Below are 26,896 nucleotides of genomic sequence, written 5' to 3'. Positions count from 1 at the left end.
AGCTCATGCCACGGCGCTAGCGGACCCGGTTTTCGAAACCTCCAACCGAGCGCGTAACAGGCGCGCTGCTTCGACCATTCTTTCCAATGCCGTGGTCACTTCCGGCCAGTTTCGCGTCTTCAGGCCGCAGTCGGGGTTCACCCAGAGTTGCCCTGGATCGATCACCAGACAGGCTTTCTCCAGCAGTTCGAGCATCTCGGCGGTTTGAGGAATCCGCGGCGAATGGATGTCATAGACGCCGGGACCTATCTCGTTGGGATATTTGAAATGGCCGAAGCCATCGAGCAATTCCATGCGTGAGCGGGAGGTTTCGATGGTAATCACGTCCGCATCCATGTCGGCAATGGCGGGCAGGATATCGTTGAACTCCGAATAACACATATGGGTGTGTATCTGCGTATCATCCCTTACACCCGAGCTGGCGACACGGAATGCTTCCACTGCCCATTGAAAATATCCGTTCCAATCACGTTTTTTCAATGGCAGCCCCTCGCGAAAAGCAGGCTCGTCAATCTGAATAATGCCTATGCCAGCCTGCTCCAGGTCCACAACTTCGTCCCGGATGGCGAGCGCAAGCTGGAGGGCCGTAAGCGAACGCGGCTGGTCGTCACGCACGAACGACCACATCAGCATCGTTATCGGGCCGGTCAGCATGCCCTTGACGGGCTTCTCGGTCTGGCTCTGCGCGAACTGAATCCAGTCCACCGTCATGGGCTCGGGCCGGTAGATATCGCCATATAGAACAGGTGGCTTCACGCAACGGGAACCGTAGCTTTGCACCCAGCCATTCTCGGTAAAAGCGTAACCCCACAATTGCTCGCCGAAATATTCCACCATGTCGTTGCGCTCAGGTTCCCCATGCACGAGTACGTCCAGCCCAATTTCCTCCTGTTTTTTTATCGCCAGCCGTATCTCATTACGCATCGCTTCCAGGTACTGCAAATTGCCGAGTTCGCCTTTTTTGAAGGCAGCACGAGCGTGGCGAATCTCCGGCGTCTGGGGAAATGAACCAATGGTTGTTGTAGGTAGCGGAGGAAGCTGCAAACGTTGCCGTTGCAGTGCTTGCCGCACCGGGAATGGGCTTGCGCGCCCGATATCATCCCGCACCAGACGTTGCAGGCGCTCCTGCATTACCGGGCTGTGTATGCGTGGCGATTCGGCGCGCGCTTGTCTTGCCCTGGTAGAGGCATCCAATACGTCGCGTATCGCGTTTTCTCCCTGATTCAACCCGCGACCGAGTATCGAAACCTCGCTCAATTTCTGCGCGGAAAATGCCAGCCAGCTTTTGATTTCCTCATCCAACCGGGTTTCCAGCTCGAGATCCACCGGGCAATGCAAAAGGGAGCAACTGGGCGCAACCCATAGCCGCTCACCCAGGATGGACTGCGCACGTGACAGAATCGAGAATGCCGGCGCAAGATCGGCACGCCAGACATTCCGGCCATCGATGATACCGAGCGACAGTATTTTGTCGGCAGGGTAGCCCTCAAGAAAAGTATCGAGTTGACCCGGTGCGCGGCACAAATCGATATGCAAACCATTGACCGGCAGCTTTTTCAAGCGTCCTGCATGATTGTCCACGGCTTCAAAATAGGTCGCCAGCAGTAGCTTGGGTAACTTCGGCGCGCTGCTCTCCGCTCCCTGCAAGGCTGCGTAGGCCTGGTCCAGGCCACGTAACCAATTGTCATCCAGATCGAGCGCCAGCAATGGCTCGTCGATTTGCACCCATTCAACGCCCAGGGCAGCAAGCTGGACAAGAATGTCGCGATAAACCGGCAGCAGATGAGGCAGCAAGTCCAGGCGATTGAATCCAGGGGTGGTTTCCTTGCCAAGATATAAATAGGTGAGCGGCCCGATCAACACCACTTTCGGTGAAATGCCGAGAGCCTGTGCCTCGGCCACTTCCCTGAAGAGTTGCGGCGAAGCGATACGGAATGTGGTCTGTGCATCGAATTCCGGGACAATGTAGTGATAGTTGGTATCGAACCACTTGGTCATCTCCATCGCCGGTTGATCCGCCGTCCCCCGCGCCATTGCGAAATACAAGTCCAGTCCGACTTCGTCGTTGCCAGCGTTAAACCGGGCGGGTATCGCACCGAGCAATGCCGTCATATTCAGCATTTGATCGTATAGTGCGAAATCGCCGGCCGGAATGAGATCGATGCCGGTTTCACGCTGCAGCAGCCAGTGCCGCTTTCTTATTTCAGCTGCCGTGGTTTCAAGTTGTTCGTCGTTGATATCGCCGCGCCAGTAGGCCTCGAGTGCCTGCTTCAGTTCACGCCGCGCGCCGATGCGCGGAAAACCCAGGTTATGTGTCAGTGCCATTGATTATTCCCCACGTAAGTTGCCGGTTGCAGTAAGGGATGATTGTGTGGCAGACTAAACTATGAATCAAATGAAATTTAGTTGAAGATTAATGAATAATATTCATACCTATGTCACTTGTATCCATTCTTGAATTACGCCACCTTCGCACGCTCGCAGCGTTGCACGAGACAGGAAGTGTTTCACGCGCTGCCAAGCGCGTACACCTTACCCAATCTGCGTTATCACATCAGATCAAGGCGTTGCAGACTCATTATGGACTATCGATAGTACAGCGGCGCGGGCAAACCGTCGAACTCACCGATGCCGGCAAGCATCTGGTTTCACTCGCGGGAAAAGTCCTGGAGAACATCCAGGCAACCGAACGAAGTCTCGCAATCATGTCGCAGCAGGCAACAGGCAGTTTGCGCATCGCGCTGGAATGCCACACCTGTTTCGATTGGTTGATGCCGCTCATGGATGCTTTTCGCCAGCACTGGCCGGAGGTGGAGCTGGATCTGGTATCCGGATTTCACAGTGATCCCGTCAAACTCCTGGAGGAAGGCGGCGCGGATGTGGTGATTGGATCTGAGCATAAGCGGCGGCGCGGCATTATCCATCATCCGCTATTCAGCTTCGAGATTCTGGCGGTACTGGCGCCGGAGCACCCCTTACGGACGAAACGGGTACTGAAAGCGATGGACTTCGCCGCTGAAACCCTTATTACCTATCCGGTACCGGAAGATCGTATCGACCTGATTCTCAACGTGCTGAAGCCCGCCGGTATCCAGCCGCAACGGCGCACGGCGGAACTCACCGTGGCTATCCTGCAACTGGTAGCCAGCCGGCGCGGCGTTGCCGCCTTACCCAGCTGGGGAATCAAAAGCTACGTCGACCATGACTATGTTATTGCCCGCCGTATTGGCGCGCACGGATTATGGAGCGACCTATATGCGTCCACACTTACGGAAACCGCTTCCCGCCCCTATTTACGTGATTTTCTGGTAACCGCGAAGAATACCTGTTTCGCTACGCTGGATGGAATTGTGCCGGTGGATTGAATGAATGCCGATCGGCAAAAACGGGAAGATAGGGAGAAGAAGTTGCAATGGGTATGAATCCGCTGGTGAGCAAACGAGCTGTTGTCTGCTCACCAGTGACCAGTGCGGGGAGTTAATGCAAGGTAACGACGGTCCTGTCTTCGCAGGCCAGGTCGGAACAATAATTCTCATACACGCCATCGAGAAAACCCCAAAGCGCATCGCACGCACGGATAGTTGCTGCCACTACCTCAGCCTGTTTCTCCTCAGTATCAGCAAAGCGTTCAATCAAGGTCCATTCAGCTTGTGAGTGATATACGTCGGCTTCCTGGTGTACCGAAAAGAATTCGTAACTGTCCGGGTCATCCATTCCATAAAATTTAACCAGCCCGTCAATTTTTACGGCAGCGATTGACGGCACCTGGGATTCAAAAGCGTGCATTGCGGCCAAACCTGCATAAAACGGCTGGTTCAGGCAGATGTCGCGGAATGTCGATACCAGCCTGGCCGTGTCCGGCAAAGCCGTCGCACGAGCCAGGTCCTTGTCGCTCGAACCCAGGGCCAGCGCAAAATTCTTCCATAGAGCGGGATGGTTTTTTTCTCCATGCTCTTCGCTGATCAGGTTTTTCAGCACTTCCTGGCGGACGCTGATGTCACCACTATTTGCTTCACTGTGAAAATGCGGCGTATTGAAATGTACCGCGCTCAGATACGTCGGCTCGGCCAGTACGTTATGAAAATATTGTTCTGCGTACCCGCGCAATTGCTCCTTGGAGAGCTTGCCTTCTGTCCAGGCCACATAAAAAGGATGCTTGAGCAGGTGCTTGGCGTTAATGATGGAATCGATCTTTTGCTTGAGAGATACGGTGGTCGTCATGATTTTCCTCTTGAAAGGGAGTGGATAATTAGCAGCCTATCATCACTCAGATAATACCGTTAAGTCAAATTTTGGTGATTGATTAACGGACGATTTAAATTTATTGCAAAAACTATCCGCATACGTCCTCCTGCGATATATCAAGAAACCCCGAGCACATCCGTAGAACCCTTATTTCGCAGCTAAGCTGTTAAAATCGGCGTGCTACGAATACGAAGCATGCCCCAGCGGGGCGACAGAGACACGAAACGCGCCCCAGCGGACGGCAGAGGTCCTTTGCGCCCAGCCAGGATAATAGCGGCACCAACGCGTGCAGCACAGCGAACATTGCAATGCACCGTTGAACCGCTTTATGAGACATCAATCAGACTCATGCCCGAGGAATCGTCCGCGCGTTGCCGCCTCTTGTCCGTTGCGCGTTCCCTACCCATGCTAATGCGTGCGGCTTTCGCGCCGGCATAAGATTGTTCGCAAGTTTTTTAGCTACCGGAGCTCTATTTTTTAGAAACTGTTATGGATGAGCAATCAAGTCTGTTCGCCTTATTCATCAGCAGTTTTCTTGCTGCCACCTTGCTCCCTGGCGGTTCAGAAGCGGTGTTATTTGGCGTTTTAACAGGTTACCCGGAGCTATATTGGTCTGCCTTGAGTGTCGCCTCGCTGGGCAACACCCTGGGAGGCATGAGTTCCTACGCGATCGGGCTATTTTTGCCCGATGAAAAAACGGTCCTGAAAAACTCCGGGGGTAGCATGCGGGCCCTGCAGTGGGTACGTACTCATGGCAGTCTGATACTACTGCTGGCGTGGGTGCCGATAATCGGCGACCTGCTGTGTGTCGCCGCCGGTTGGCTTCGAGTTAACTGGATATTGGCCATGCTGTTCATGGCGGCCGGAAAGTTCGCGCGTTACTGGGCAATCGCGGCAGCGATTACCGCATGACCTGATCACTCGCCAATTGTGCACTTTGACATGCACAATACCCAACAAAAAGCCGGCTATCGCTTATCGCCGGCTCATTGTTCCATTGAATCAAATCCTCCAATTTAACTCAATCTTTTTTACCCTGCAGCAACTTCTGCAATTCGCCGCTCTGGTACATTTCGCCAACGATATCGGAGCCGCCCACGAATTCGCCGTTTACGTAGAGTTGCGGAATGGTCGGCCAGTTTGAATATTCCTTGATACCCTGCCTTATTTGGGGTTCGGCAAGCACATCCACCGCGAAAATATCATTGACGCCGCAGGTATGGAGGATCTTGACAGCGTGGGCGGAAAAACCGCATTGAGGGGCATCGGGCGTACCCTTCATATAGAGCACAACAGGATGCGTGGTGACTTGCTGCTTGATGACTTCTTGTGTATTCATATCGACTCCTTCTTTTCCTTAAAAAAAAACAAACCGTAAATTAGCTTAGGGGAAACGTGTGTCCTTTACAAGCGATTTGATTCGTCCGATCAATATATCCCCGTTTCCAAATCAGCAGCCTGTGGCTTTATGCAATCTCAAGGGCTCCGCCACTGACTCGCGGGATGCCTGCGAGATCGGGACGGGAAAATATCCTTTCGAAACCCGCTTCGCTCAATAATCGCCTGCAAGCTTCCGCCTGATCATAGCCATGTTCCAGCAATAGCGCTCCACCTACGACCAGGTGAGCAGGCGCGGCGGCAATGATCGAGCGGATGCAGTCCAGGCCTTCGTTCTCTGCCGCGAGCGCCAGGTGGGGTTCAAAGCGCAGATCGCCTCGAGTGAGATGTGGATCGCCATCTGCAATATAAGGGGGATTAGACACGATGAGGTTGAATCTTTCACCGTTAAAGTCGCCGAACCAGTCAGCTTCAATGAAGCGCGCATTATTGACATCGAGCTGGCAGGCATTTATTTTAGCGACCGCCAGGGCATCCGCGGAGAAATCCACTGCCACGATGTTAGCCAGGGGGCGGTGTTTTGCTATGGCTAGCGCGATAGCGCCGCTGCCGGTCCCAAGATCAAGAATTTTCCAGGGAAGGTCCAGCGGAATTCGCGCCAGCGCCAGATCCACCAGTAATTCCGTTTCAGGGCGAGGAATGAGAACTGCCGGGGTGACTGTAAAACCCAGGCTGTAGAATTCTCGTTTGCCTATGAGATATGCAACGGGTTCCCCTCGAGTACGCCGTTCCGCCAGCAGCCGAAAGGATTGTGCCTGTTTAGAATCAAGCGCCTGCTCGGCGTGAGCAATGAGGTGAGCGTGGCTGACATTGAGCACGTGTTGCAGCAGAATACGCGCATCGATATCGTCGATGTCGCGGCACCATTGCTGTAGCGCATCCCGAATAGTGATCAGCTGCATGGGTGGAATCAACCTCAAACTATGCCCTGGCGTTGCGGTCTATCCGCGATACAGACAGATAGAACCGGAGGGAACGGAGGGAACAAGGGGTAGCGACAGGGGAAACAAAAAAAAATGTATCGCCCTACTCCCCCATCGCCGCCAATTGTTCCGCCTGATGTTCGGACATCAGCGCAGAGCACAGGTCGCTCAAATCGCCATCCATGATCTGGTCGATCTTGTAGAGCGTGAGGTTGATACGGTGGTCGGTTATTCGTCCCTGAGGAAAATTATAGGTACGAATGCGCCCTGAACGATCACCGCTACCGATCAGCGACTTGCGCGTAGCAGCCTGCTTGTCCTGTTGTTCCCGCATCTGCTTGTCGCGAATTCGCGCGGCGAGGACGCTCATTGCCTGCGCCTTGTTTTTATGTTGCGAGCGGCCATCCTGGCACTCGACCACGATGCCTGTCGGCAGATGCGTGACGCGCACCGCGGAGTCGGTCTTGTTGATATGCTGACCGCCCGCGCCGGAAGCGCGGTAAGTATCGATCCGTAATTCAGCCGGGTTCAGGGCGACCTCCATGACCTCGTCCGCCTCGGGCATGACCGCAACGGTACAGGCGGAAGTGTGAATACGGCCTTGGGTCTCGGTAGCGGGAACACGCTGGACCCGATGGCCGCCCGATTCAAATTTGAGCTTGGAGTAGGCGCCATTCCCGATGATCTTGGCAATGATCTCCTTATAACCGCCGGCTTCGGACGGACTTTGCGAGATTATCTCGACCTGCCAGCGTTGGCGTTCGGCGAAGCGTGCATACATCCGGAACAAATCGCCGGCGAATAATGCGGATTCGTCTCCACCCGTTCCGGCACGGATTTCGAGAAAAATATTGCGCTCATCGTTGGGATCTTTAGGCAGCAACTGCTTCTGCAATTCCGCGCCAAATCGCATGAGCTTCTCTTTGCCGTCACGTATTTCGGCATCGGCAAACTCGCGCATATCCGCATCGCCGCACATTCCCTGGGCCGTGTGGATATCGCGCTCACTTTGCAGATAAGCGTCATAAAGCTCGACAACTGGCGCAATCTCCGCGCGTTCCCGCGTCAGCTTGCGATAGTTATCCAGATTGGAGACGATCGTTTCGCTGCTCAGCAGGCGATTCAGCTCCTCCAGGCGCACGCTGAGCTGCGTGAGCTTGGCAGTCATGCTTTTGTTCATTCTGGACGGTGGAGATGGTACAGACGATTGATCAGATCGACCAGATCGTCACGCTCGTCTGCTGCGGCGTGATTGAGTGCATAGGAAGGCAGGTGCAAAAATTTATTGGTCAGGCCATTACTCAAGGATTCCAATATTTTTTGCGGGTCTTCGCCCTTGGCCAGGAGCTTCGTCGCCCGCTCCATTTCATGGCGCCGGTACCGTTCGGCCTGGTCACGCAACGCACGTATGGTGGGCACCAGTTCACGCGACTCCAGCCAGTGCATGAAATTGACCACATTTGAATCGATAATCGCCTCGGCCTGCGCTACCGCGCCCAGGCGGGAATCCAATCCTTCCTTGACGATATCGGCAAGATCGTCCACGGAGTAGAGAAATATATCATCCAGTTCCGCCACTTCCGGCTCGACGTCTCGCGGCACGGCCAGGTCCACCACGAAAATCGGACGATGCTTGCGGGCTTTTATCGCACGCTCCAGCATGCCCTTGCCGAGTATAGGCAAGGTGCTCGCGGTGCAGGTCACCACAATGTCGTGCAGCGCCAACTGTTCAGGAAGCTCATTCAACGCAATGACCTGCGCATTGAAGCGGTGAGCCAGCGCTTGTGCGCGCTCGCTGGTACGATTGGCGACAGTGATGCGCTTCGGATGGCGTGCGGCAAAATGACTGGCGCATAGCTCGATCATTTCACCCGCGCCGATAAACAACACGCGCTGCTCGCTGATATCACCAAAAATTCGTTCCGCCAGTCGCGTGGCGGCCGCAGCCATGGAAACCGAGTTCGCGCCAATCTCGGTGGAACTGCGAACCTCCTTGGCGACAAAAAACGTGCGCTGGAACAGTTTGTGCAACAGCATGCCAAGTGTGCCGGCGTGCTCAGCGGATTTCACCGCATTTTTTAACTGTCCGAGTATCTGCGGCTCGCCCAGCACCATGGAATCCAGTCCGCTGGCTACGCGAAATGCGTGCTTCACGGCCTTTTCGCGGGGCAGCTTGTAGAGATACGGCTCCAGTTCCCGCGTCTGCAAATGATGAAAATTCGCCAGCCAGTGCGTGGCTTCCTCCGGCTTTTCGGTACTGCAATAAACCTCGGTACGATTGCAGGTCGAAACGATTGCCGCCTCTCTCACCGGATGATGAGCCACCAGGTCGTGCAAGGCATGCTCCATGGCATCTTCCGGAAAAGAAACCTGCTCGCGCACGTCCAGCGGCGCGGTTTGATGGTTAATGCCAAAGGCAAATAACTGCATGGAAGACAATGTGAGTAACCGGTGACGAAATTGAAAATTTGCTGATTATAGTATTACAAGCATTTGAATACCATCGCTTAGAAGAGTTTCAGGTTTACAGAAAAATAGCAGGGTTGATGAATGTCAAGGTTGGGTTGATGTGCTCATGGTTAAATGTGCATTATCGCAGCTATGGAGTGGATAACGGAATCAATCTAATCTGGGACGCGGACCCTAAGCGACGGGAGGTAGTGCAGAGTGAATTTCGATAAAACTGCGAAGCTTAGAAGATTTGCTTATAAGTCCTGTAACAAGTCTTCAGTACAATCGAACTGTGAAGCATTATTATGGAGATTGGCAAATGGCTAAATATGTTCCCTATGTGCGAACCAAGGAAGGCTATATAGAGCGGAAGTCTTACGCGATTTTCAATGCGTCGGATAATTGCCTGGTGCCTTACGTGCATGAAGAATCGCTCATCGGGTGGCCTGAATCCAAGGTGTACTGGGCCAGCCAGGCTGGGCCTTGCGTAGGTCTGGCTCCCCTCGGCTTCCATTCCTATCGAATTTCTACTGCCGATAATCAACCCGCCGAATTATCGGTGGGTTGATTTTTCTCTGTTATCTTGCTGAAATCAAATGGGCCACCTGGGTTAGGTTGCTTGCTACCGCAGGGTTGCCAAACGAGATATCAGCAGTAGTCGTTTCCTGGGAATAGCAGGCTCTTCAAGTGGACAAAGACATGAAATGTAACGCCAGGGTGGGTAGTTGTTCATGAACTTGTCGAGAGTTTTTCGTAAAGCTCATCAAGGAAGCCGCGCTGCCCCGGAAGAATGCGCCGGGCTGCTTCCGATATTTCAAACCACTCGGCGCGATCCACTTCCGGAAACGTCTGAACTCGCCCCGACCCTTTTGGCCACTCAATGCTGAAGGTATTCGACACGAGTTTGGAAGAATCCCAATCACTCTCGGTTGCCCATGCATCAATAAGTTTCCCACCAGGTTGCTTCCGCTGCGCAAGCGGCAAAAACGGTCCGGCTGGCTGGTGCCCGGTTTCTTCCAGGAATTCCCGTAACGCAGCCTGAAGGGGGTCTTCGCCTTCCTCATACTCGCCCTTGGCTATCGACCAGGACCCGAGGTCCTTCTTCGCCCAGAAGGGTCCCCCGGGATGGACAAGCAAAACTTCCCACCGGCCGTCTTTGCTGCGATAGGGCAAGATGCCAGCGCTTGTTTTAGGCATATGTGCCTCTAATGCTAAGCTTGTCGTTTTAGTGCCAAAAATACGTTTCGAGATTCAACCGATGTGCTTATCTGCTTATTCGCATGAGGGGACGTTCCTCAAAGGTTCCGGCACAGGTGGCGCTCGCCAATCCATTGAGCGATGACAAGGCACGGGCCCATCAGATAGGATGGTAGCCTGGTCGATCTCAGCCAATCATGCAGAGATTCATCCGCCCTTACACCGAAGTGCTTATATTTTATTTACGACGTAACGCCGTGCCAATGTGAATCCTAGTGACCCTCATATTATTTCGTACCGGTCTCTTCTTGCAGAACTGCCGCTTAAGTCGCTCGGTGCAATCCGGCATAGAAGCAGCCAGTATAACTGGCTGCCACACCACCGACATGCGGGTCGGCACCGGACAGTTCGTCCCTGCTTTACTCCATCACTTCGTGGAATTGAAATTACCCAGCAGGATCAGGTCGCCCGGCACCCCGCAGCTACTGAATGTGATGTAGTTATTCGCGGGAAACAGCAGATTCTTCAACGCAAACACCGAAACCGCCTCAAACTGGATCGACAGTTTTTGCACGATCTGCTGCGGCACCTGACTTTGGATCTGCTGATTGACCTGCGCCGCCAGGTCGTCGGAACCACTGGGCCCTCCTCCGGACAGGTGACCGCTGACAGCGACGCCCTGGCTGGTAGTCTTGATCTGAATAGTCTGGTTGCGCTCGCTGCCACCTACGCCCAGCGGCAGTGAAGCCCTCACCTCGATCGTTACGTCGGTCGCAAGCATGGAATCTCTGCAGCGGGTGCAATTCCCAAAGCAGGGATAGACCGTTGTGCAGGAATGTTGATTATATTGAAGAGATTGCCCGCGGCTACCGCTGTAATACATTTGCCCGTTAGGCTGCGCCCTGATGGTGGTATCCACCAGAGACCACGACACATCTTTGCCTCCCGGGATCGAATAAGTGTACTCGGTAAATGAGCCGCCGCCTCGTCCGCCACCGTTCGATGAGGTGTGATTGAGCTTGCTCAAATCTACGGTTCCAATGACACTCGCGCCGGTAAACTTGCCCGACCAGGCTTTGGTGGTGCTGCCCGGATTCACGCCCTGCAGCGCCCAACCGTTGTTTCGCAGGCTTTGCGGCAGGACCTCCTTGAATATCAACTCGGAGCGCACCATCATGCTGTTGCTCTGGCCTTGCGGCAGCGGTTCAGGAATATTGTTCAGGAATGCCTGAGAATAATTTAGCACTGCCCGGCCCCCGGTCATGATGAACAGTTGCAGCATCTGGTTGTTGGCCGGCCTCTGGAGCGGTTTGAAAATGAAATCACTAGGCTTTAGCGCATCCAGTGTCGGAATCGCGGTCAGGTCGAGTTGATTGATCAGGTAGATGACGGGGTTGCTGACGAAATACTCCTTGACCGCCTTGTTGAATTCCACCTTGGTGGCATCGCTCAGGTCGATGTTGCTGATGGAGAACGCGCCTTCCTTCATGTCCAACTGCACTTTCAGGACATTGTGATTACCGTTGTCGATCTTGACGGTACCTGCCACCTTTGCCAGCTGAATCACTGCCGTGAGGGTTTCGCCGGTGATCGATTCAGGTGTATCGCATTGTTCTGGCAATGACCCCACTTGGGAACAGCGCTCTACCGAGCCGCTCAGTATTTCCATTTTCAGTGTAGCTGAATTGTTGTTGTTTATGCTGAAGCTCAATAAAGGATAGCCGTAGTCGATCGTGAAGCGGTTGATCACGGTAACGCCGCCAGGATATTTTTCCGAAGTGTTGACGGTAATACGGTTCTTGTAGACGGTATCTTTTTTCAAGGTTTCGTATTGATCCAGCAGCGCACTGTTGATTCCTTTCAGATCCATGTTGAACACCACGTCCCAGCCATTGGTGCAGCTGCCTTGCGCACTCATCTGGGCTAGAAGCGTCTCGGTGGACGGCAAGTTGGCGTCAGTGGCCAGAAGCACGTCGCTTGCGGTCAATAATCCGGGCAATTGGCGCGGCTGGGCAAATGCGAGCAGCCGGTTGGCGGCACGCTGCTGCATCATCTTCAGCGGGTCGGCAATTCTTGCCTCCAACACGAAGGACAATCGTACTGTCAGGCTTTGCCGCGCGAAGCTCAGGCCCTTGTTCGTGCTCGTGTTCGGCAGCGAGATTTCCCAGGTAGAAAAAGGAGTGACGCGGCTGACGCCCTCGGACCAGGATTCGCCACCATCGGAGAAGTTCGGCGAGTTGTCCTGCGCGTTGTAGCTGTAAATCCGCTCGCGCCAGGGGGTGCGAAACACCAGGGGATCGCGGTGAAGGTTGCGGTCGTGAAACGGTGTGCCGTTATAGGCAAGACGAAGCAGATAGGTCCCGCTGGCGGTGGATTTGATGCCTTCCACTACCGCAGCCACAGAAATTATCCTTGCGTTGACATATTGATAGAATTCCGGCGCATCCAGAAAAATCGTGCTGAGAAAAACATTGCCGCCAGTCAGCTCTTCTGGCTTCACGCCTTCGATGACATATTCGATTAGCTTCGTTCTGCCGGCCTGATAATGGGCCAGCAAGGATTTGGCTTCCAGCGTAGTGGCCTGCTGCTGGACCACCGCAGCACTGAATTTCAGCAGACTGAACGCCAGCACCGGCGTCGCGGGCTGGAGATTGGCGTACTGGAGCGCCAGATCCTGCATCAGGAACGCCTTGGCGAGGATGGTGAGCATCTGGTTATGGATGAACGTCAGATGGCCGGTCAGCGCCACCAGATCAATAGCCGACCGGTCGAGATCCTGGACCTTGGCGGGATGCAACTTCTGCTGCAACGCCTCCAGCCGCGCTGCCTGGCGGCTGTTGATCTCTTTTTGTTTCTGGTTGGTATAAATGTCCCGCTGCAGTGCGTGCAGCGAGGACTCCGCGCCCGCCACGGCTTTGCCGCGCAGCACCATGGTCGCAAAAGCCGCTTGCAGATTTGCTTTTTCCGGCTTGATATCCGGGCCGGACGCCATGATCTGGTTGAACTGGATCGACATTTCATCCCAGGATAGCATCGAGGGATTACCAAATTGCGCGCCATCCAGATCGTCGAGCGCGCGCTGCGCGTTTTCCAATCCTTTGGCACCGGTACTGATGCCGGTATACAGCTTGGACATCGCGTTCAGGACATTGAAGGTCTTCTGGATCCTTTGTACGGCAAGGCCAAGGTCTTTGACGGCAGAGATGGATGAGGCAGGAATGGCGATACTGGTGCCGAGGCTGAACAGGTTGGTGGCGACTTCCAGCCCGAACTTGATCGCTTCCATGGTCTCCCACTGCTGCACGGAGGATTTATATTTCTGCACAGCCAAATCCATGTCTCCCCGGGCTTCGAACAGCGATGCGTTCAGGTTGTTGATCTTGGCCTGCTGCTGCCCCGCTTCCGCCTTACCCTGGACGATCATCGAATCGTAAAATCCTTCCAGGTCTTTTTGCTGCGCTGCATTGGCTTCGATTACTCCACCGATCAGCTCGCCTGAAGCGATGATGTTCTGGTTGAGCGTCTTGGCCACGTCGATCACCAGCTCCTGCTGGCGCCGGTTGGCCATGCGCTGTTCGTTCTGCGCAATCTGCAGCTGTATCCTGTCCAGATAGCTCAGAATGCTTTGCACATACTGCTCGTAATCGCCATATGGCAGGATCGGGACAAAACTCCCGTATTCCGGGTTGATCGCGTAGTTGGCCAGGTCCATCGCACGCACGCGCAACGCGATCAATTCTTCACTCCCACCTGCGGACAGCATTTCCGTTACCCATGTCAGGTAATTGCGCACAAATTGCTGGATATGGCCATTTGCATGAGTAGATTGATCGCTGATCACCGCTTCAGCGAATGTCATTGAAAACTGCAGGCTGTCTGTCAGTAGCGGGATCGCGTCTGGCGGTGGTACCCTACGAATATCGTCTGCGATAAATGGCATGGCCGCTGGCCCGCTTCCATCCAGGTCGAACCTGAGTCCATCCACAATCACGCTATAGCGGGAGCCGGAGCGACTCTCTGAATTGCCAGCGCGCCAAGAAATTCATCGCACCCCAACTGCAGCGAGTCGAACGCATCGTCAGCCAGGCTGATCGATCTGGGTTGGCCCTGCACGCGCATGTCCAGTACCTGGCCGAACAGATGCACCTTTTTTCCAGGAACCTGTATGGTCGTGTTGGTGCCGGCGGATAGCACATTAGTTAACAGGACGAAATTCTGCACTTCTCCGGCTGCGACGAGCTGCACATCCGCAAGATCCAGCCGCGCCTTATAGACGTTGACCGTGGGCGTAGCGATAAAAGAGGTGATGCCGGCAGTATCCTGCGGCAGCATGCGCACGAAATCGCGCTGATCGTAAATGGAAAAGTTCGGCTGTATCGTGGTACGGTATTTCTGCGCCATCGCACCCTTGAAGATTCGCTGCCAGATCAGTCCCCGTTTCTGTTCTATCATCACGCTCAGGCTGGCGAGGTGAACAGCTACCACCGCCTGTTCGGTAAATTCCTGTTGCAGGTTAACAAGCGATAACCGGGCGTTGACGTTGAAGAGGGAAAACACGCTGTTCTTGTGCGACCACAGCGCATCCAGCCAGTCGCCATCGCGCAGCGTTGAGTTGAAGATGGTCGAATTGCTCAGGCAGATGACGCCACCATACTGTTCCACATAGCCGAAGATGCCGGTAGCCCGGTCGGTAGTGAATTGGACGAAATTTTGCGATCCCGGTCCGGAAAGGGGATTATTTCCATCCGCATAGGCCAGCTTGAGTTTGGCAAACTGTTCCGGCAGATACGCAAATACCTGCAGAATGGTGTCGCCCAGTTCCACAGCGGAAACATAATGGGTGCCGAATTCGCGGAAAGAATCCAGCACTTTGCTAGCGTCGTCCTTGTTCAACTGATCGCCGTAGTCCTGCAGACGGCTGCGACCCGCATGGCGCAATTTGGTCGAAGCTGAAGTAAACTCGGTACTCAGCCCATATTGCGGATCGGGCTGCCGTGGCCGCGCATGCACCAAAATGCCGCCAACCGCCGAAGCGTGATTATCGGCGCCATCCACTCTCTCCAGTTTAACCAGTGCATAACGTAAATCCGTCCGGGCCAGGTCGACACCTATGGTTTTCGACAGCATCTCCAATGAGGGGCGGCTGCCGGTGGCGCCACCCAGCAAGGGGCCCGCGCCGAACGATGGGGCATCAATATCGCTGGAAGGGTTGATAACCTGGTACGGGATCAATTCATCCAGCAGATCCAGTGCGGTTTCATGCAAAGTAATGGTCGGGTACGACCAGCTGCCGCGCTGCGCTATCGGCTCGACCGGCTTCAAAGCCATCGCCTGCTGCTCGGCGGGATAGAGAATGTTCAACAGTCCTGCCTGCGGCTTCCAGTTGGGGTTGAGGCCGTTGATCAGGTTGGTGGAGAAGCCGATGCTGAAGTCTGAATCGATCATTTGCATGTCCTCGGGTTAACTGTTGAGCTAGCCCAAGGATATACGCGCCGCTCGCGCTTCTAAACCGAGAAATACGGGTACATTTGGCTGGTGTTCGAGGTTTTGCTGACTTGGCGTTAAGCGGCTGACTTTTGTGGCAATGGCGCGATTGTGAAGCCAAGGACCAAACAAGCGCGACCACTTCTATGTGTCAAGCCTGGAATGGATTACAGATATGTAACTGATGTTCGATCAGTAGTCCGTCCTGTATGTCCTCTGAATATAATGTCTTGCATCCTGCGAGAAGTGCAGCCGCCACGATCATTGCATCGTATACGCTTAACCCACATCGCTCAGCGACAAGCCTGCCTCGATCATGGGTCTCGATAGTCAACGGCTCGGTTGGACATATCGACCGAATCAGGGCTAACACTTCATTGATTTCCGCCCACGACATGGCGAGCTTATGACGTGCTACATTCGTTATTTCGTTTAGCACCTGTACGCTGATTAGCCCGCCTACCCGCACAATTTCCTCGGCCCGATTGGCCTTATCAGCATCAGCCGATAAAAGGTACAGCAAAATATTGCTGTCAATAAAGACTTTAGGAGCGGGCATTTGCTTGGTCGCGGTCAAACTTGAAATCAACAGGGAGCTTCCCCCTGAATTCTCGTAATCGCATCAGGAAGGCATCGTTGCCCGGTTTCTTTTTCACTTGGAAAACTCGCTCATCAGCAATCACCACTTCAATGTCGTCGCCTTCGTGTAGTTCCAGTGCTTCAACCACGGAGGCAGGCAATCGAATTGCCAAGCTATTACCCCACTTTGAGACTTGCATGATCGACTCCTTATAGATATACATTTTATAAAGTATATCATATGATTCTGTTAATAAACACATTCTTATCTCGCTCCAGGCCACGGATGATCTTGTTCCCATGGCTATTGACACCCAGTGCCGCAGGAAAAATGGCCTTGTGGGGGCGATCACCGATCCCATCGCCGCCCCAATGCCAAGATGTACATCTGGCATGGCCGCGACGTGATGATGAATGAAGGGCAGGCTGGCAATATTGGCCAACTGCTGCTTGGAATTTTCATCGACCTCGTCGGTTTAGATTTTGACCGGCGCTCGCTTGTCGGTCAGAACTTGCTTGATCGGCATTAGCTATTCCCCTTTTTCGCTCCTTATCGCATGTGCGCATTGTCAAGGAGTAGATGGCTCAAATAATGAGCCCATAAATCTATGTTGAGCGACTATGGAAATATTCCTGGGGGAGCCCTTTGCCGGCGGCATGGATGACGCTCCATAGCGGGGCAATGCGGGAGTCGGCTTTGAATTGCTGCAAGACATGGGAGGCGGTTGCCACCTGTTCCAGATAGCGCTTGGCGATACCATGCATCTGGATCAATACCCCCAAGTCATGCAACGACGGCGCCAGTACCTTAGCAAGCCTCGGCAATCCAGAGGCAATAACCAAGCCGGCAGGGTCATAGTCCACGAAAGCATAAACCGGCAGGATCGTGCTCTCGATCAGCGTATGAATTGCATCGGTCCGGGCGCCACCTTGAGTATCGCCACGGTAGATCACCAACGGATCACGTGCCGGCAGGCTGTCCATCACAGCCACGTCAACGTCGTGGATGTCATCGAACGTTTGTAGGTTTTCGATTACCAGCAGGGCATCGTGGCCGATTTCATGCCCGAGTACCACCTCTAAATCCAGGCCCAGATCGGTACGAAGCGGAAGATCCCAACTACCGCCAGCTACATGCAGCGTCTGCCCAGGCAAGGTTTTCAACCTTAGCCGACCCGCCCCCACAGAACGACCAGCGAATTTTTCATCGCGTGCAAGCTGGAGGCTTTGTGATCGGCCGAGGCGCTTCCAGCTTTCAGACGTTGTCATGGCGGGATCAATGCCCATCTCGCCTTGAAGCATCCGGCCAATTTCCTTCTTGTCCTCTTCCGTGAATACGAGCGAGGCGCCCTGTTTTATCCCCAGGTTGTACTCGGAGCAGAAGGCACTGATTGATCGTCCAGATGGGAACCGAATTTCCGGCGAGTGAAATATGCGCAGCAAGGTATTGATGAGTCGCTTGTCCATCACGCAGGCTCCACGAGCACATCACAGACCATGACGTTGCCGTCGAAGATAGGATCAGCCGTTTCTTCAGCGACCACGACGATTCCGAGTTCCCGTTTCTTCCTCGGCCCAAGATCCTCTAGTACGCACCGCAGCCAGACAGAAACACTCATGCCGCCCAGTTCAGCGGGGTGTTCGAGATACCACTCCAAGGCGGATGTTCGGAGATTCTCGGTTTTACAGGTGGCAATAAGACGTTCGATAGCCTGCTGGTAGGGCCGGCGCTCAAGCAGTATGCTGGGTGCCGAATCTTCTTCAAGCAGGCTACCTCGTGGCCGCTCAACGGGCAGGCGCAGCACTGGTGGTGCAATATCGCCCGCCAGATCGGCGAGCAAATCCGTGTATTCCGGGTCACGCACCCATGGGTGGCTGCATATCGAGATGCCATCCGCCTTAAGCAGCCATGGCTGTGGATGTGCCGTTTCGTCCCACTCCTGCAACTCATAGACAGGATGACGCTCTAGGTAAAGCCAGAGGCTACGTACCCTGCGAGTACGCTCCTCGATTTCGCGATACTCAAACAGGTATTGCTTGAGAATTTCCAGGATATCGCTCAAGTTCTGCCGGAACGAAGGAAGCCTTTCCTGCAACTGGGCGCGGAACATCGCGGCAATGTTGGCGAATGCACCTTGAGTCTGTATCCGTTCACCCAGGTCAGAAAGTGTAAAGAGCTCGATCGCCCGCACCACTTTTTCCGTGCGGCCAATGTAATAGGCGTTCTGGCGCTTCTTCTCTGCCAGCGTGCTCACGTTGCCGAAGCGGTTTTCCACCAGAGTTCTGAGATGCGCCAGATCGGCAGCGAGGTTGTCGGAAATCTCATAGATGGACTGGCGGATCTCGTCTTCAATTCGCTCGCGATCTTCTATTTGCCCTTCATGAGCAACGTCAAAGAGGGCATTTGTTAGCTGTTCCAATCGCTCGAAAGCGACACCCAGATCAGAGCCAATGCCATATAGCCGTTCGATGTTGAGGGCAGCATCGAGGAAGCGGCGCAGCGTGGTATGCAGTGTGTAAGCATCCTCTCCGCGAGGAATAAGCACCTTGTGCTGTTGCAGAAGCTCGATGCCTCGGGCACTGTCTTCGTCTTTGATGAGCTCGCCTTTGTAATAGGCTTGAGAGACCAGATCCTGGTGGCTGGCCAGACGCCCAATGAGGTGTTTTACGCCGTCACGGCTCAAAACAACCTCCCGGTCTCGCCCTCGGATTCTTGATCCTGCGCCTCACGGATGGCTTGTTCATTCTCAGCAAGGAAATCCACCACCTCGTAGAAATAATCGATCTTGCCGGTTACCTCGAAGCGATCGCCCTGTCGATCAGGGATCAGGTAGCCACTCTTGACCATCTGCTGCAACAAGCGATCCAGAAGTGTGCGTAGGCTGGCATCACTGGATGCAAACTCCTTCCCCAACGTAGCGAACCCTCGCAAAATCTCACCCAGATGTGGGTTCTCCGAAATATGCAGCAGCGTTTTGGGGAAATCGATCACATCGCCCGTGCCAAGGGTTCGGTCTGCACGTTGGGCCTGCATGATCAGATTGAGAAAGCCGAGCACTGGCCGCAGCTCATGCTTTACTTCCTTGAACAAGGAGCGAATTTCTGTCCGCTCACGCGTACCGACCGCACGGTGGGCGGCGTAATAGGCTTCCCCATGAGCAGTGGCGGCCAGACGACGTCCGATCTGGGTCAGGTAACCATCCACTTGGCGACGCGTTGCCTCGTCTTCGAGGTAGGAAAATAGATCGGGGTAGGCCGTGCGGCAAATAAACGCACCTTCCAGAAGCTCGATGACCGTGGCTTCAAACATGGGCCGCCTCCCGGCGGAAGGTCGCTAGCCGGCGCCCCTCCTGTATGGCATAGCGGTTCTTCAGCAGGGCCAGGATTTCAGGCTCGGGGTCAGGGAAAGCGGAAACCAAATGAATATGGTTGTCGGCCAGCATTTCCAACAGCACGCGAACATTGTCTAGGTCGAGGTCGCGCAGTTCGTCCAGTGCCCAGACCAGCTGTACTGGCTGACCGGCGCGAATCTTATTGATTAAGCCGACGAAAACCACACAAAGAATGAGATAAGAAAGCCCATTGCTGGATGCATCGCGCAGTTGCCCTTCGTCTTTCACCGTCTTTCTGGGCTGACCTACTTCCTCGATATCGATCTCCAGACCAAGCAGATCTTCCAGCTTTACATCCAGCGTGTGACGCCCTTGTAGCCAATCACTTACTTGATCCACGGCATCGGCGAAAGCGGGGCCAGGCAGGTCGTTGGCATCTTTGCCAGCCCAAACGCTGTATTCCTCGTCCAATAGCTTGATTTTGTCCCAGCCATCCAGGCTGTCGAACGAAGTGGTAACCCTCACTGCAACACTACTGATGAAACGAAAGCGGGTGGACGCCGCCATGTTGTCCTGCAAATCCTTCGAGAAGATGCCGACCTTGCGCTTGAAGCCATCAAGGCGATCATGAAACTCGTGGATGCCGGAGGCAAAGTTACGACACTGGCTCAAAAGCAACCTGCGCGCATTTTCATGCTCGGCGTCGAACCATTCCCGCAGAGGGGCAAGCCAAAGGAACGGTGAGGCACTTTCCTGGTCCGGCCCAAAGTCCAAGCGTTTCTTGTCGTAGAACTGGTAGGGCGTGGTGCCCGGCGTTTCAAAGAAGACCCGCTTGATGGGGGCCAACGCCACCCGCGCCCGAGCTTCCTCGTTTTGAATGTCCAAGAGCAGCCGGTCCATGTCTGCCTCCAGCGCATCCTGATCGCGCAGTGGCTTCGCCATCGGCGCGATGGGATCTGCCGGCCAGCGGGTCAACTTCTCTCGGCGCCGGATGACAAAACCGTGCAGCTTTTCCACCCTGGCCTTTTCCCGATTAACTTGGCCCAACTCCTTGTCCAATTCGTCGTATTTGATCTCACGCGCCTTCCGCGCCTTGGACTGTTGATCCAGCAACTCGTGGACGCCGTCCTCTGCCGTCTTTAGTTCCGCTTCCTTGCCAGAGCGAGTCGTCCATTCAGACGCCCGCCAGCGACGCCAATCGCCGACCTTGGCTTCATTGGATCGGGCTTTCTGTAGTTTCTCCTGGGCATCCACTTTCTCTTTTCGCAGCTTTTCGAGCGAGGCCGTGTCCACGCCTTGCGCCTTCAATGCCGAGTCTAATTCCTGATTCAGCGCGCCGATGTCCTGATCGCAGGATGATTTCGCGGTTGCAATGATCTGATCGATCTCACCGATTTCGGCTTTAACCTGCGCATCAATTGTCGCCAAGCGACTTTTCAGATCATTTTCATGGGTCTGCTTGCGGACGTTTCGGGTGGATTTCAGCGTAGCCAAGGCCTGCTTATGCTTCTCCAGCGATTGCTGGACTTCCTGCAGTTTCTGTCGAGTCCGGATGCCCGCCTGGCGAATGTCTTCGGCCAATGCACGCTCCGCTGCCTCGAACGCTGTCCGGCATGACCGCACCGTATTGTCGGCCTGGATATGAACGCGTTGCTTGTCCTCGGCGGCGGCTTTCGCCTGGCGGACGCGCTCGGACTGGGCTTCCAGTTCCTTTTCCTTGGTCTTCGCATCGCGCTGATGTCGCTCGATCGCGCGATCGGCCTCCTCGATTCTCTGCCGCAGCGCCTCCTCATCACCCACCCTCGGAACATCGAGCACCGCCAGATCCAGCCCGATGCCGTACAAGGAGCGCGCATCCTCACTGACCAGAGTGGGTGTCACGTCCGTGCGTAGCAACAGTTCCTCGGGTACCACCCGTGCAATATCCCTGGTCCAGTCAGGCCGGAATTCGCGTAGAAAATGTAGCAGCGTGCCAGGGGCGGCGTCTCGCAAGGAGAGCAGATGCTCTCGATCCGCTTGATCCTGCTTTTCTCGTTCTCGGATGTCCTGAATTTGGCCATCGATGGCACGGAAAGCATCGACTTCCGTCTGCTGTGATCCCTTTGCTTCCTCATACGCTTGCGAAGCCGTGCCGGCCACCTCAACAGCGGCTTCAAGCTCGAGGCGGGCGTTCTCCTTGGCTTCAACGAAATGAGGAGATGGCTGTGGATGCTCAACCGCTTGTTTAAGGCTTCCTATCTGTTCGGCAATTTCTTCCTTGCTGTTGTTGAGGGTTTCTTCCTGTCGCTCGAATTCTACTGAAATGTTTTGCCAGGCTTCTTCAGCATCCAGCCTGGCCTGAGCATCTTCTTCCTTGCCTCTGACCCGAATGGGTTCCTTGAGGGCATTCTTTTCTCGCTCAAGGGCGTGAAAGGTTTCGGTGCGCTGATTGCGCAGCTCGGCATAGCGATTGGCCAGATCGTGGGACTCGCCCAGCAGGGCTTTTTCCCGATTACCTTTGGCATCCAGGTCTTCGGCCAGTTGCGGCAAAGCATCCACCAAGCGAGCAAGCGCTGGCAGATCCTCTTTCTCGTAAGCGAGATATTGCTTATCAAGGCTCAGCAGTGTGCCTTTCAGGCTATTCGCAAAGCCCTCGGCTTTACCCAATTGGCTGCCGATTTCGCGCAGCTGTGCATTGGTTCGGTCCTCTAGGAGTAGCATCTCTCCTTGGATTTCTTCTGCCCGCACCTTGGCCTGTTCAATCGCACCTTCATGAACCTGCTGTAGCCGGGCGAAATCTGTATGGACAGACTGAAGTCGTCGCACAGCTTCTTCATGGCGCATTTGTGATTCTTGGAAATCACGCATGCGACCGGCCTGCTCCATCACTACTGCATAGGCTCGGTACTCTCGCACCCAGTCCTTCATGGTGGATTTGCTGGATTCGAGCCGGATACTGGTCTTGTCATCGACGATGCAGGAAACGATCATCCGTTTGATGTCGCGGAAATGAGCTACCCGCGAAAACATCCCGGTCACGATCTTTTCGACATGGCTCAAGCGACTGCCTGGCCCGACAAAAGAGAAATTAGCCGCCAGCGTTCGATGGTCACGATTTCCAGAAACCGCGTTCTGGATGATGGCCCGGTAATCCGAGAGAACAGTGATTTGCTCGGAACAGAACTCGCCACGCTTCCTGATGTGTCGGTTGAGATCAGGGCCGATCACAAGATCACCAAATTCGTTGCGGAATCGCTCCAAGGCAAATGGCTGGTCGATAAACCGGTAGTAAACGCTTTCGCCAGATCGGGAGGCATGCAACACCACCATGCACAGCTTGCCGCGCCGACAGTACTCGAACACGATGAAAGACGTGGTGTGAGGCAGGTAGTACTGCACGAAAGACTGGTTTACTCCTCCGCCCTGCACCAGCTTGTTCGGGCTTTCCCCGTAAAACAACGGGATCAGTCGCAGCAACGAGGTTTTGCCCACGCCGTTAGCGCCGGTGAGCGAGGTATGCCCGTCAAGCTTCAATTCAGTGAGGGCGCCCTTGCGGTAGGCATCGATGAGGATTAGCCGCTGCAGGGCAAAAAAATCAGCTTCCGACGTATTCAACAATGATTACTTCCTCCCATTACGAGCCCCCACCCTATCAGCGAGGTGGCTCAAATACTGCGCCTCATGAATTGATCAGATAGCACCCGTGATACATCCCGGTCAGTGCCGACACTTCATCGGCCACCAGACGGCGCAGTGATTCGGGCCCTTCCACTTCCACACGCCGGCCATGGCGTAGAATATCCATCAGTAACTCTCGCGCGTCGGCTTAAGGCACGCGCAGGCGATAACTGCCATCGGCAAGCTCTTCGGCCCGTTATTCGCTGTGCCAGCGCTCGGACTGCCCCCAACGGGCGCATTCTGGCGGAAACCGCAGAATCGCCCAAGCCGTAGCTTGGCCACCAAATATTCCGTAGGCCGAAGCGAAACGGCTATCGAGCTTTGCCGATGCCACATTGCGCGCTTTTTCCCGCAGCACTTTGATGCGCTGAATGGCATCCACGGAGAAGCTACGCAGGTCGTTGCGCAGATGGCACCACGCTATACCAGTTGTCCCGGTAATGAACCAAGCGTTGCGGAGAAATCGTCCGGGTATTGGTCTCGTTCCGACCTCGGTTCCAGGCATCGATCTCGATGCGCTTGCGTTCCAGTAGGGCAATCGTAATGTCGGTGAAGAACCTCGGCTCGACAGTCCGCTTGGCCATCGAGAGCAGGCCACCCGCCGCGTGATCTCGGTGGCTGAGTGGCCCGATTGCCTCCAACAGTGCCGCCAAACGTGCTTGAAAAGGAGCGACATGGGATGCCAAGATGCCGGGTTCCATATCGCCCAGCAGCTTGCGGGCGGCCAGCAGCGCGTACAACTCCCCGGCCTCTGGTTCTCTGAGGCCGGGCAGCTCGTAGGCGGGGCCTGTGGTTTTGGGGTTCTCAAAGTGATAGCCACCCGCATCCCGATCTCAGACGATCGTGACATGGAGCCTCTCTCGCATGTATTCTATGTCCCGCTTGAAGGTGGCGCGGGAAACGTCCAGTTCCTCCAGAAATCCCTTGATCGGCACCACCTGCCGCTCGTGGAGCATCTGGTCGATCTTGTAAAAACGCTCAGTACGGTTCATGGCTCCACTCGGGATGGCAATGGCTCAGTTTTTGAGCCAGAATAGCGGCATTATTCCACGAGCAACCCAGCGCCGGAAGATGGGGGCCGGGTTTTACCATAATAGCAGGAACGCCAATGGCGAACGCAACGTCCAAAATAGCCAGTTTGCTGTCTCAACGGCAGCAGATGGAAACCAGCTTTGTCGAGCTGATGACGGAGCTTTTCCACTCGATGAAGCCGAAGCTTAATTTTGGTCTCTACCGTGTCTATTCGCCGCCATAATCGCGAAGTTCACGCCTTCCTCGCCGAGATTATTGCCGATAAGGAATCCAAAGCGCTGCATGGCGGCCGATTGGCTGAACTACTCGATGCAGCCTTCGAGATCCGTCGCTTGTATCCAGCAGGCAATCACCCCAAGAGCGACAAAACACCTCTGAAATGGGACAACAAGGAAATCTGGCTCAAACGTAATATCGAGAAGCGCGACGAGTCCTTCCGGTTGCGGGTGGATGATTCGGACGGGTTCTTATCCCGACTTTACTCACGCTGCACCTGAGTGGAACGAACGCGCTGCATTCCGGCGTCGACCAATGCGGTGAAGGTAACGAACGCATCACATCGATCCATGATATGCAGCGAGAGGCGATTGATCGCGCAAGGGGCATCGCCGTCAACCAACAGAGTGAGTTACTCATCCAGGGACGAGACGGACAGATCCGTGAGCGCAACAGCTACGGCGACGATCTGTTTCCGCCCGAGGGATGACTCTGGGGTTGGTCTCGTCAACTTGCGGTTTGATGCACGACAACTCTGCTCGTGCAAAGACGCAGGCAAACCACTCCCGATGGCGCGCGCATAAGTGTTTGATGAACAACGCTGACTGCGCGTGCCACGGCGAAAGAGTCGGTGGAGATTTTGAGAGAACAGAGGGCAAAAGAGAGTCGAACCGACTGCCCTGCGGCCCAGACCGTGCCCACCCCCGGCACGCGCAGAATGGGCGCGAACCCCAGGGAAGCAGAAATGAAAACGCCCAACGGAGAGGGGTTGGGCGTTGAATTTTGGTGGCAAGGGCACACCCGAATTCATCATTCAAGCCCTTGCTATTGCTGCTAATTTAGAGAACCATCGCTCGGTTGTACCCCCATTTGTACCCCCGCAACATTGAGAGTAGGAACAACTGAAGCTACTTTGTCTGCGGGTAGGGACGGCTTCTCGGAGTTAAAATCCAGGTTATTCTGTTTCGCTTTTAGAGGAATCTCGGATGTATTCCTAGTCTCAATTCCTAAATAGCTCGCTTCCAAAGTCATATCCTTATCATCAGTATAAATTAAGGTTACCTGATGCTGTTTCGCGATAGCGAGGATCTGCCTGTCGGTTTTAATTTGCTGCCACGCGGCAGTGGATGAGCCCTTTTTCCTTCCCGTAATAAAACGAGCTGCACGATGAATTAGAGCAGTCTCAACAGCGGAGACTTTATCAAAGGGCAAAATCCGTATTGAGCCGCGTTTATCAAGGCTATTGATAATGGCGTTCGTTGCGGCTTCCGTACCGCACAAAAATTCAGCCCATGCGGGAGAAGGAATACCTATTTTTGTTTTAGCCGCAACCAAATCTTCGATTAACCCAGCTATTCGGTGGGCAGTATCACCTTCTTTCTTAGTCACCAACGTTATTAATATATTCGCATCGAAGATTATCATTCAATCCCCCGGTTTTTCTTCCACTCTTTTAAAGGGTCATCGAGTTTCGTCCATCCATTATTTGGAATGTTCTTAAGCTCTTCAAATACCTTGTCCAACGGCTCCGAGTCAATCTCTTCGTATGATGCAATATTGAGGATTTCCATCTCCCATACTCCATCGGCCGAACGTGTCCATTTAGCATCGCCGTGGACGCGAAGTTGGTGTCCTAAATAGTAAGCGGACAGCTCCTTTGCAAAAGTCTGTCCCCTAACTTGGCAATTGAATAGCTTTCCCTCCTGATCTCTCAACGCTACCGGGATAGTGTCATCTTTACCGCCAATTTTTATAATTACACCATCTACGCTTGTCGGCTGAACCACGCTATAGCATTCAGGTGAGGGCATTTTTCTTCCTGGAAAATCTAGGATCTTACCTCCCTTGCTCCTACTGATAGAACCAACAGCGTTATCGTTTCGTAAGAGAGCGTCCAGCGCCTTATATGCCTTAGTTACGTCTTGATCTACATCTCGAGCTAAGGTCTTAACGCTCTGCAACCGCTTAAACACTTTCGGAAATGCGACCTCTTCAACCGCAACCTGCAGGAGTGCACTTCCCTTTTTCACTTTTTCAAAGTGCACATTTTCATTGTTCCCGTAGAGCAATGACAGCTGAGTTAGATATTGAGCTAATCGCGCCATTGGAAGTGTCTCCGGCGTGAAAATATCTATCTTGAATGTAAGTTTTTCTCGTATGTCCACGGAGGGCTCCCATTAATTGGCGATTATATTCTTTTGGCAAAGCCACACAAATTTATTCGAGAAAGATTGCAGACGTCTGCACTCTTTCCACCAGGCAAACAAAAACCCCCAGCTTTTGGAGCTGCGAATTGCGCCGAATTAAATGTAACCGAAAGGTATTCTGAGAAATAACGTTGCGCCATATTGAAGGTTACCGAAAAGGAGACCTTGATATGGT

General features: G+C 54.2%; 26 protein-coding genes and 1 pseudogene. 7 read left to right on the top strand and 20 right to left on the bottom strand.

From position 1 onward, the window contains the following. Positions 1–3: 3 nt before the first annotated feature. Positions 4–2,325, bottom strand: coding sequence for a 5-methyltetrahydropteroyltriglutamate--homocysteine S-methyltransferase (gene metE / locus BLS94_RS13520; RefSeq protein ID WP_090961970.1), 2,322 nt, complete (start codon positions 2,323–2,325; stop codon positions 4–6). A gap of 110 nt (positions 2,326–2,435) precedes the next feature. Between metE and BLS94_RS13515 the strand changes: the two genes are divergently transcribed. Next, complete coding sequence (locus BLS94_RS13515) at positions 2,436–3,365, top strand: LysR family transcriptional regulator (RefSeq protein ID WP_256325438.1); 930 nt, start codon at positions 2,436–2,438, stop codon at positions 3,363–3,365. A 112-nt stretch (positions 3,366–3,477) separates the two neighbouring features. Here the strand turns inward: BLS94_RS13515 and BLS94_RS13510 are convergent, their stop codons facing one another. Next, positions 3,478–4,221: a 4-aminobenzoate synthase gene (locus tag BLS94_RS13510; RefSeq protein WP_072768678.1), complete on the bottom strand. Its 744-nt coding sequence runs from the start codon at positions 4,219–4,221 to the stop codon at positions 3,478–3,480. Positions 4,222–4,734: 513 nt separating this feature from the next. Here BLS94_RS13510 and BLS94_RS13505 point away from each other — a divergent pair. Continuing rightward, the gene (locus BLS94_RS13505) at positions 4,735–5,157 is read left to right on the top strand and encodes a YqaA family protein (RefSeq protein WP_090961966.1); all 423 of its coding nucleotides are present in this window, start codon (positions 4,735–4,737) and stop codon (positions 5,155–5,157) included. Positions 5,158–5,266: 109 nt separating this feature from the next. On the opposite strand, the gene grxD is transcribed toward BLS94_RS13505, so the two are convergent. The 4 genes from grxD to hemA form a co-directional block, all read right to left on the bottom strand. Continuing rightward, positions 5,267–5,584 carry a Grx4 family monothiol glutaredoxin gene (gene grxD, locus BLS94_RS13500; RefSeq protein WP_072768680.1) on the bottom strand — a complete coding sequence of 106 codons (318 nt, stop codon included), beginning with the start codon at positions 5,582–5,584 and terminating at the stop codon, positions 5,267–5,269. A gap of 127 nt (positions 5,585–5,711) precedes the next feature. Beyond that, the gene (gene prmC, locus BLS94_RS13495) at positions 5,712–6,545 is read right to left on the bottom strand and encodes a peptide chain release factor N(5)-glutamine methyltransferase (RefSeq protein ID WP_090961963.1); all 834 of its coding nucleotides are present in this window, start codon (positions 6,543–6,545) and stop codon (positions 5,712–5,714) included. Positions 6,546–6,669: 124 nt separating this feature from the next. Continuing rightward, a complete protein-coding gene (gene prfA, locus BLS94_RS13490) occupies positions 6,670–7,746 on the bottom strand; it encodes a peptide chain release factor 1 (protein WP_072768682.1) in 1,077 nt (358 codons plus the stop codon). Beyond that, a complete protein-coding gene (gene hemA / locus BLS94_RS13485; protein WP_072768683.1) occupies positions 7,743–8,996 on the bottom strand; it encodes a glutamyl-tRNA reductase in 1,254 nt (417 codons plus the stop codon). The genes prfA and hemA overlap by 4 nt, the downstream gene beginning before the upstream one ends. Positions 8,997–9,336: 340 nt before the next feature. On the opposite strand from hemA, the gene BLS94_RS13480 reads away from it, so the two are divergent. After that, positions 9,337–9,585 carry a hypothetical protein gene (locus BLS94_RS13480; RefSeq protein ID WP_090961960.1) on the top strand — a complete coding sequence of 83 codons (249 nt, stop codon included), beginning with the start codon at positions 9,337–9,339 and terminating at the stop codon, positions 9,583–9,585. A gap of 161 nt (positions 9,586–9,746) precedes the next feature. On the opposite strand, the gene BLS94_RS13475 is transcribed toward BLS94_RS13480, so the two are convergent. From BLS94_RS13475 to BLS94_RS15475, 11 genes and pseudogenes are all read right to left on the bottom strand, one after another. After that, positions 9,747–10,214, bottom strand: coding sequence for an NUDIX hydrolase (locus BLS94_RS13475; protein WP_090961957.1), 468 nt, complete (start codon positions 10,212–10,214; stop codon positions 9,747–9,749). Positions 10,215–10,641: 427 nt separating this feature from the next. Continuing rightward, positions 10,642–13,950: a hypothetical protein gene (locus tag BLS94_RS13470; RefSeq protein ID WP_218124824.1), complete on the bottom strand. Its 3,309-nt coding sequence runs from the start codon at positions 13,948–13,950 to the stop codon at positions 10,642–10,644. A 251-nt stretch (positions 13,951–14,201) separates the two neighbouring features. Further along, the gene (locus BLS94_RS15120) at positions 14,202–15,659 is read right to left on the bottom strand and encodes a hypothetical protein (protein WP_218124823.1); all 1,458 of its coding nucleotides are present in this window, start codon (positions 15,657–15,659) and stop codon (positions 14,202–14,204) included. A 190-nt stretch (positions 15,660–15,849) separates the two neighbouring features. Further along, a complete protein-coding gene (locus BLS94_RS13465) occupies positions 15,850–16,257 on the bottom strand; it encodes a PIN domain-containing protein (protein WP_090961953.1) in 408 nt (135 codons plus the stop codon). After that, complete coding sequence (locus BLS94_RS15115) at positions 16,244–16,720, bottom strand: AbrB/MazE/SpoVT family DNA-binding domain-containing protein (RefSeq protein ID WP_218124822.1); 477 nt, start codon at positions 16,718–16,720, stop codon at positions 16,244–16,246. The genes BLS94_RS13465 and BLS94_RS15115 overlap by 14 nt, the downstream gene beginning before the upstream one ends. A gap of 163 nt (positions 16,721–16,883) precedes the next feature. After that, positions 16,884–17,744, bottom strand: coding sequence for a DUF7281 domain-containing protein (locus BLS94_RS13450; protein WP_090961949.1), 861 nt, complete (start codon positions 17,742–17,744; stop codon positions 16,884–16,886). Next, positions 17,744–18,961 carry a hypothetical protein gene (locus tag BLS94_RS13445; protein ID WP_090961946.1) on the bottom strand — a complete coding sequence of 406 codons (1,218 nt, stop codon included), beginning with the start codon at positions 18,959–18,961 and terminating at the stop codon, positions 17,744–17,746. The genes BLS94_RS13450 and BLS94_RS13445 overlap by 1 nt, the downstream gene beginning before the upstream one ends. Continuing rightward, complete coding sequence (locus BLS94_RS13440) at positions 18,958–19,587, bottom strand: condensin complex protein MksE (protein ID WP_090961943.1); 630 nt, start codon at positions 19,585–19,587, stop codon at positions 18,958–18,960. Before BLS94_RS13440 ends, BLS94_RS13445 begins: the two co-directional genes overlap by 4 nt. Further along, on the bottom strand, positions 19,580–23,206 hold the full coding sequence (locus BLS94_RS13435; protein WP_090961940.1) for an ATP-binding protein: 3,627 nt from the start codon (positions 23,204–23,206) through the stop codon (positions 19,580–19,582). Before BLS94_RS13435 ends, BLS94_RS13440 begins: the two co-directional genes overlap by 8 nt. Before the next feature lie 61 nt (positions 23,207–23,267). Then, the gene (locus BLS94_RS15110) at positions 23,268–23,393 is read right to left on the bottom strand and encodes a WYL domain-containing protein (RefSeq protein WP_218124821.1); all 126 of its coding nucleotides are present in this window, start codon (positions 23,391–23,393) and stop codon (positions 23,268–23,270) included. Positions 23,394–23,462: 69 nt separating this feature from the next. Continuing rightward, positions 23,463–23,850, bottom strand: a pseudogene (locus BLS94_RS15475) (helix-turn-helix transcriptional regulator). A 90-nt stretch (positions 23,851–23,940) separates the two neighbouring features. On the opposite strand from BLS94_RS15475, the gene BLS94_RS15360 reads away from it, so the two are divergent. From BLS94_RS15360 to BLS94_RS15090, 4 genes are all read left to right on the top strand, one after another. After that, entirely contained in the window at positions 23,941–24,303 is a 363-nt protein-coding gene (locus tag BLS94_RS15360) for a hypothetical protein (RefSeq protein WP_256325437.1), read from the top strand. Positions 24,304–24,374: 71 nt separating this feature from the next. Then, positions 24,375–24,521 carry a hypothetical protein gene (locus tag BLS94_RS14955; RefSeq protein WP_176767888.1) on the top strand — a complete coding sequence of 49 codons (147 nt, stop codon included), beginning with the start codon at positions 24,375–24,377 and terminating at the stop codon, positions 24,519–24,521. Continuing rightward, positions 24,502–24,795: a hypothetical protein gene (locus BLS94_RS13420; RefSeq protein WP_143021705.1), complete on the top strand. Its 294-nt coding sequence runs from the start codon at positions 24,502–24,504 to the stop codon at positions 24,793–24,795. Before BLS94_RS14955 ends, BLS94_RS13420 begins: the two co-directional genes overlap by 20 nt. Next, positions 24,768–25,004 (top strand): DUF2188 domain-containing protein, encoded by a 237-nt coding sequence (locus tag BLS94_RS15090; RefSeq protein WP_143021708.1) that lies wholly within the window; start codon positions 24,768–24,770, stop codon positions 25,002–25,004. The genes BLS94_RS13420 and BLS94_RS15090 overlap by 28 nt, the downstream gene beginning before the upstream one ends. 344 nt (positions 25,005–25,348) lie before the next feature. On the opposite strand, the gene BLS94_RS13410 is transcribed toward BLS94_RS15090, so the two are convergent. From BLS94_RS13410 to BLS94_RS15085, 3 genes are all read right to left on the bottom strand, one after another. After that, the gene (locus tag BLS94_RS13410) at positions 25,349–25,939 is read right to left on the bottom strand and encodes a type II toxin-antitoxin system VapC family toxin (protein WP_090961928.1); all 591 of its coding nucleotides are present in this window, start codon (positions 25,937–25,939) and stop codon (positions 25,349–25,351) included. Further along, the gene (locus tag BLS94_RS13405) at positions 25,936–26,679 is read right to left on the bottom strand and encodes a hypothetical protein (protein WP_090961925.1); all 744 of its coding nucleotides are present in this window, start codon (positions 26,677–26,679) and stop codon (positions 25,936–25,938) included. The genes BLS94_RS13410 and BLS94_RS13405 overlap by 4 nt, the downstream gene beginning before the upstream one ends. A 23-nt stretch (positions 26,680–26,702) precedes the next feature. Next, the coding region (locus tag BLS94_RS15085; protein WP_218124818.1) for a hypothetical protein at positions 26,703–26,896 on the bottom strand (194 nt) is incomplete at its 5' end.

The sequence above is a fragment of the Nitrosospira sp. Nsp18 genome (assembly GCF_900103145.1).
GTDB lineage: Bacteria > Pseudomonadota > Gammaproteobacteria > Burkholderiales > Nitrosomonadaceae > Nitrosospira.
Note: the sequence above shows the minus strand (reverse complement) of the source record. Positions and strands in the feature narration are given on the sequence as shown.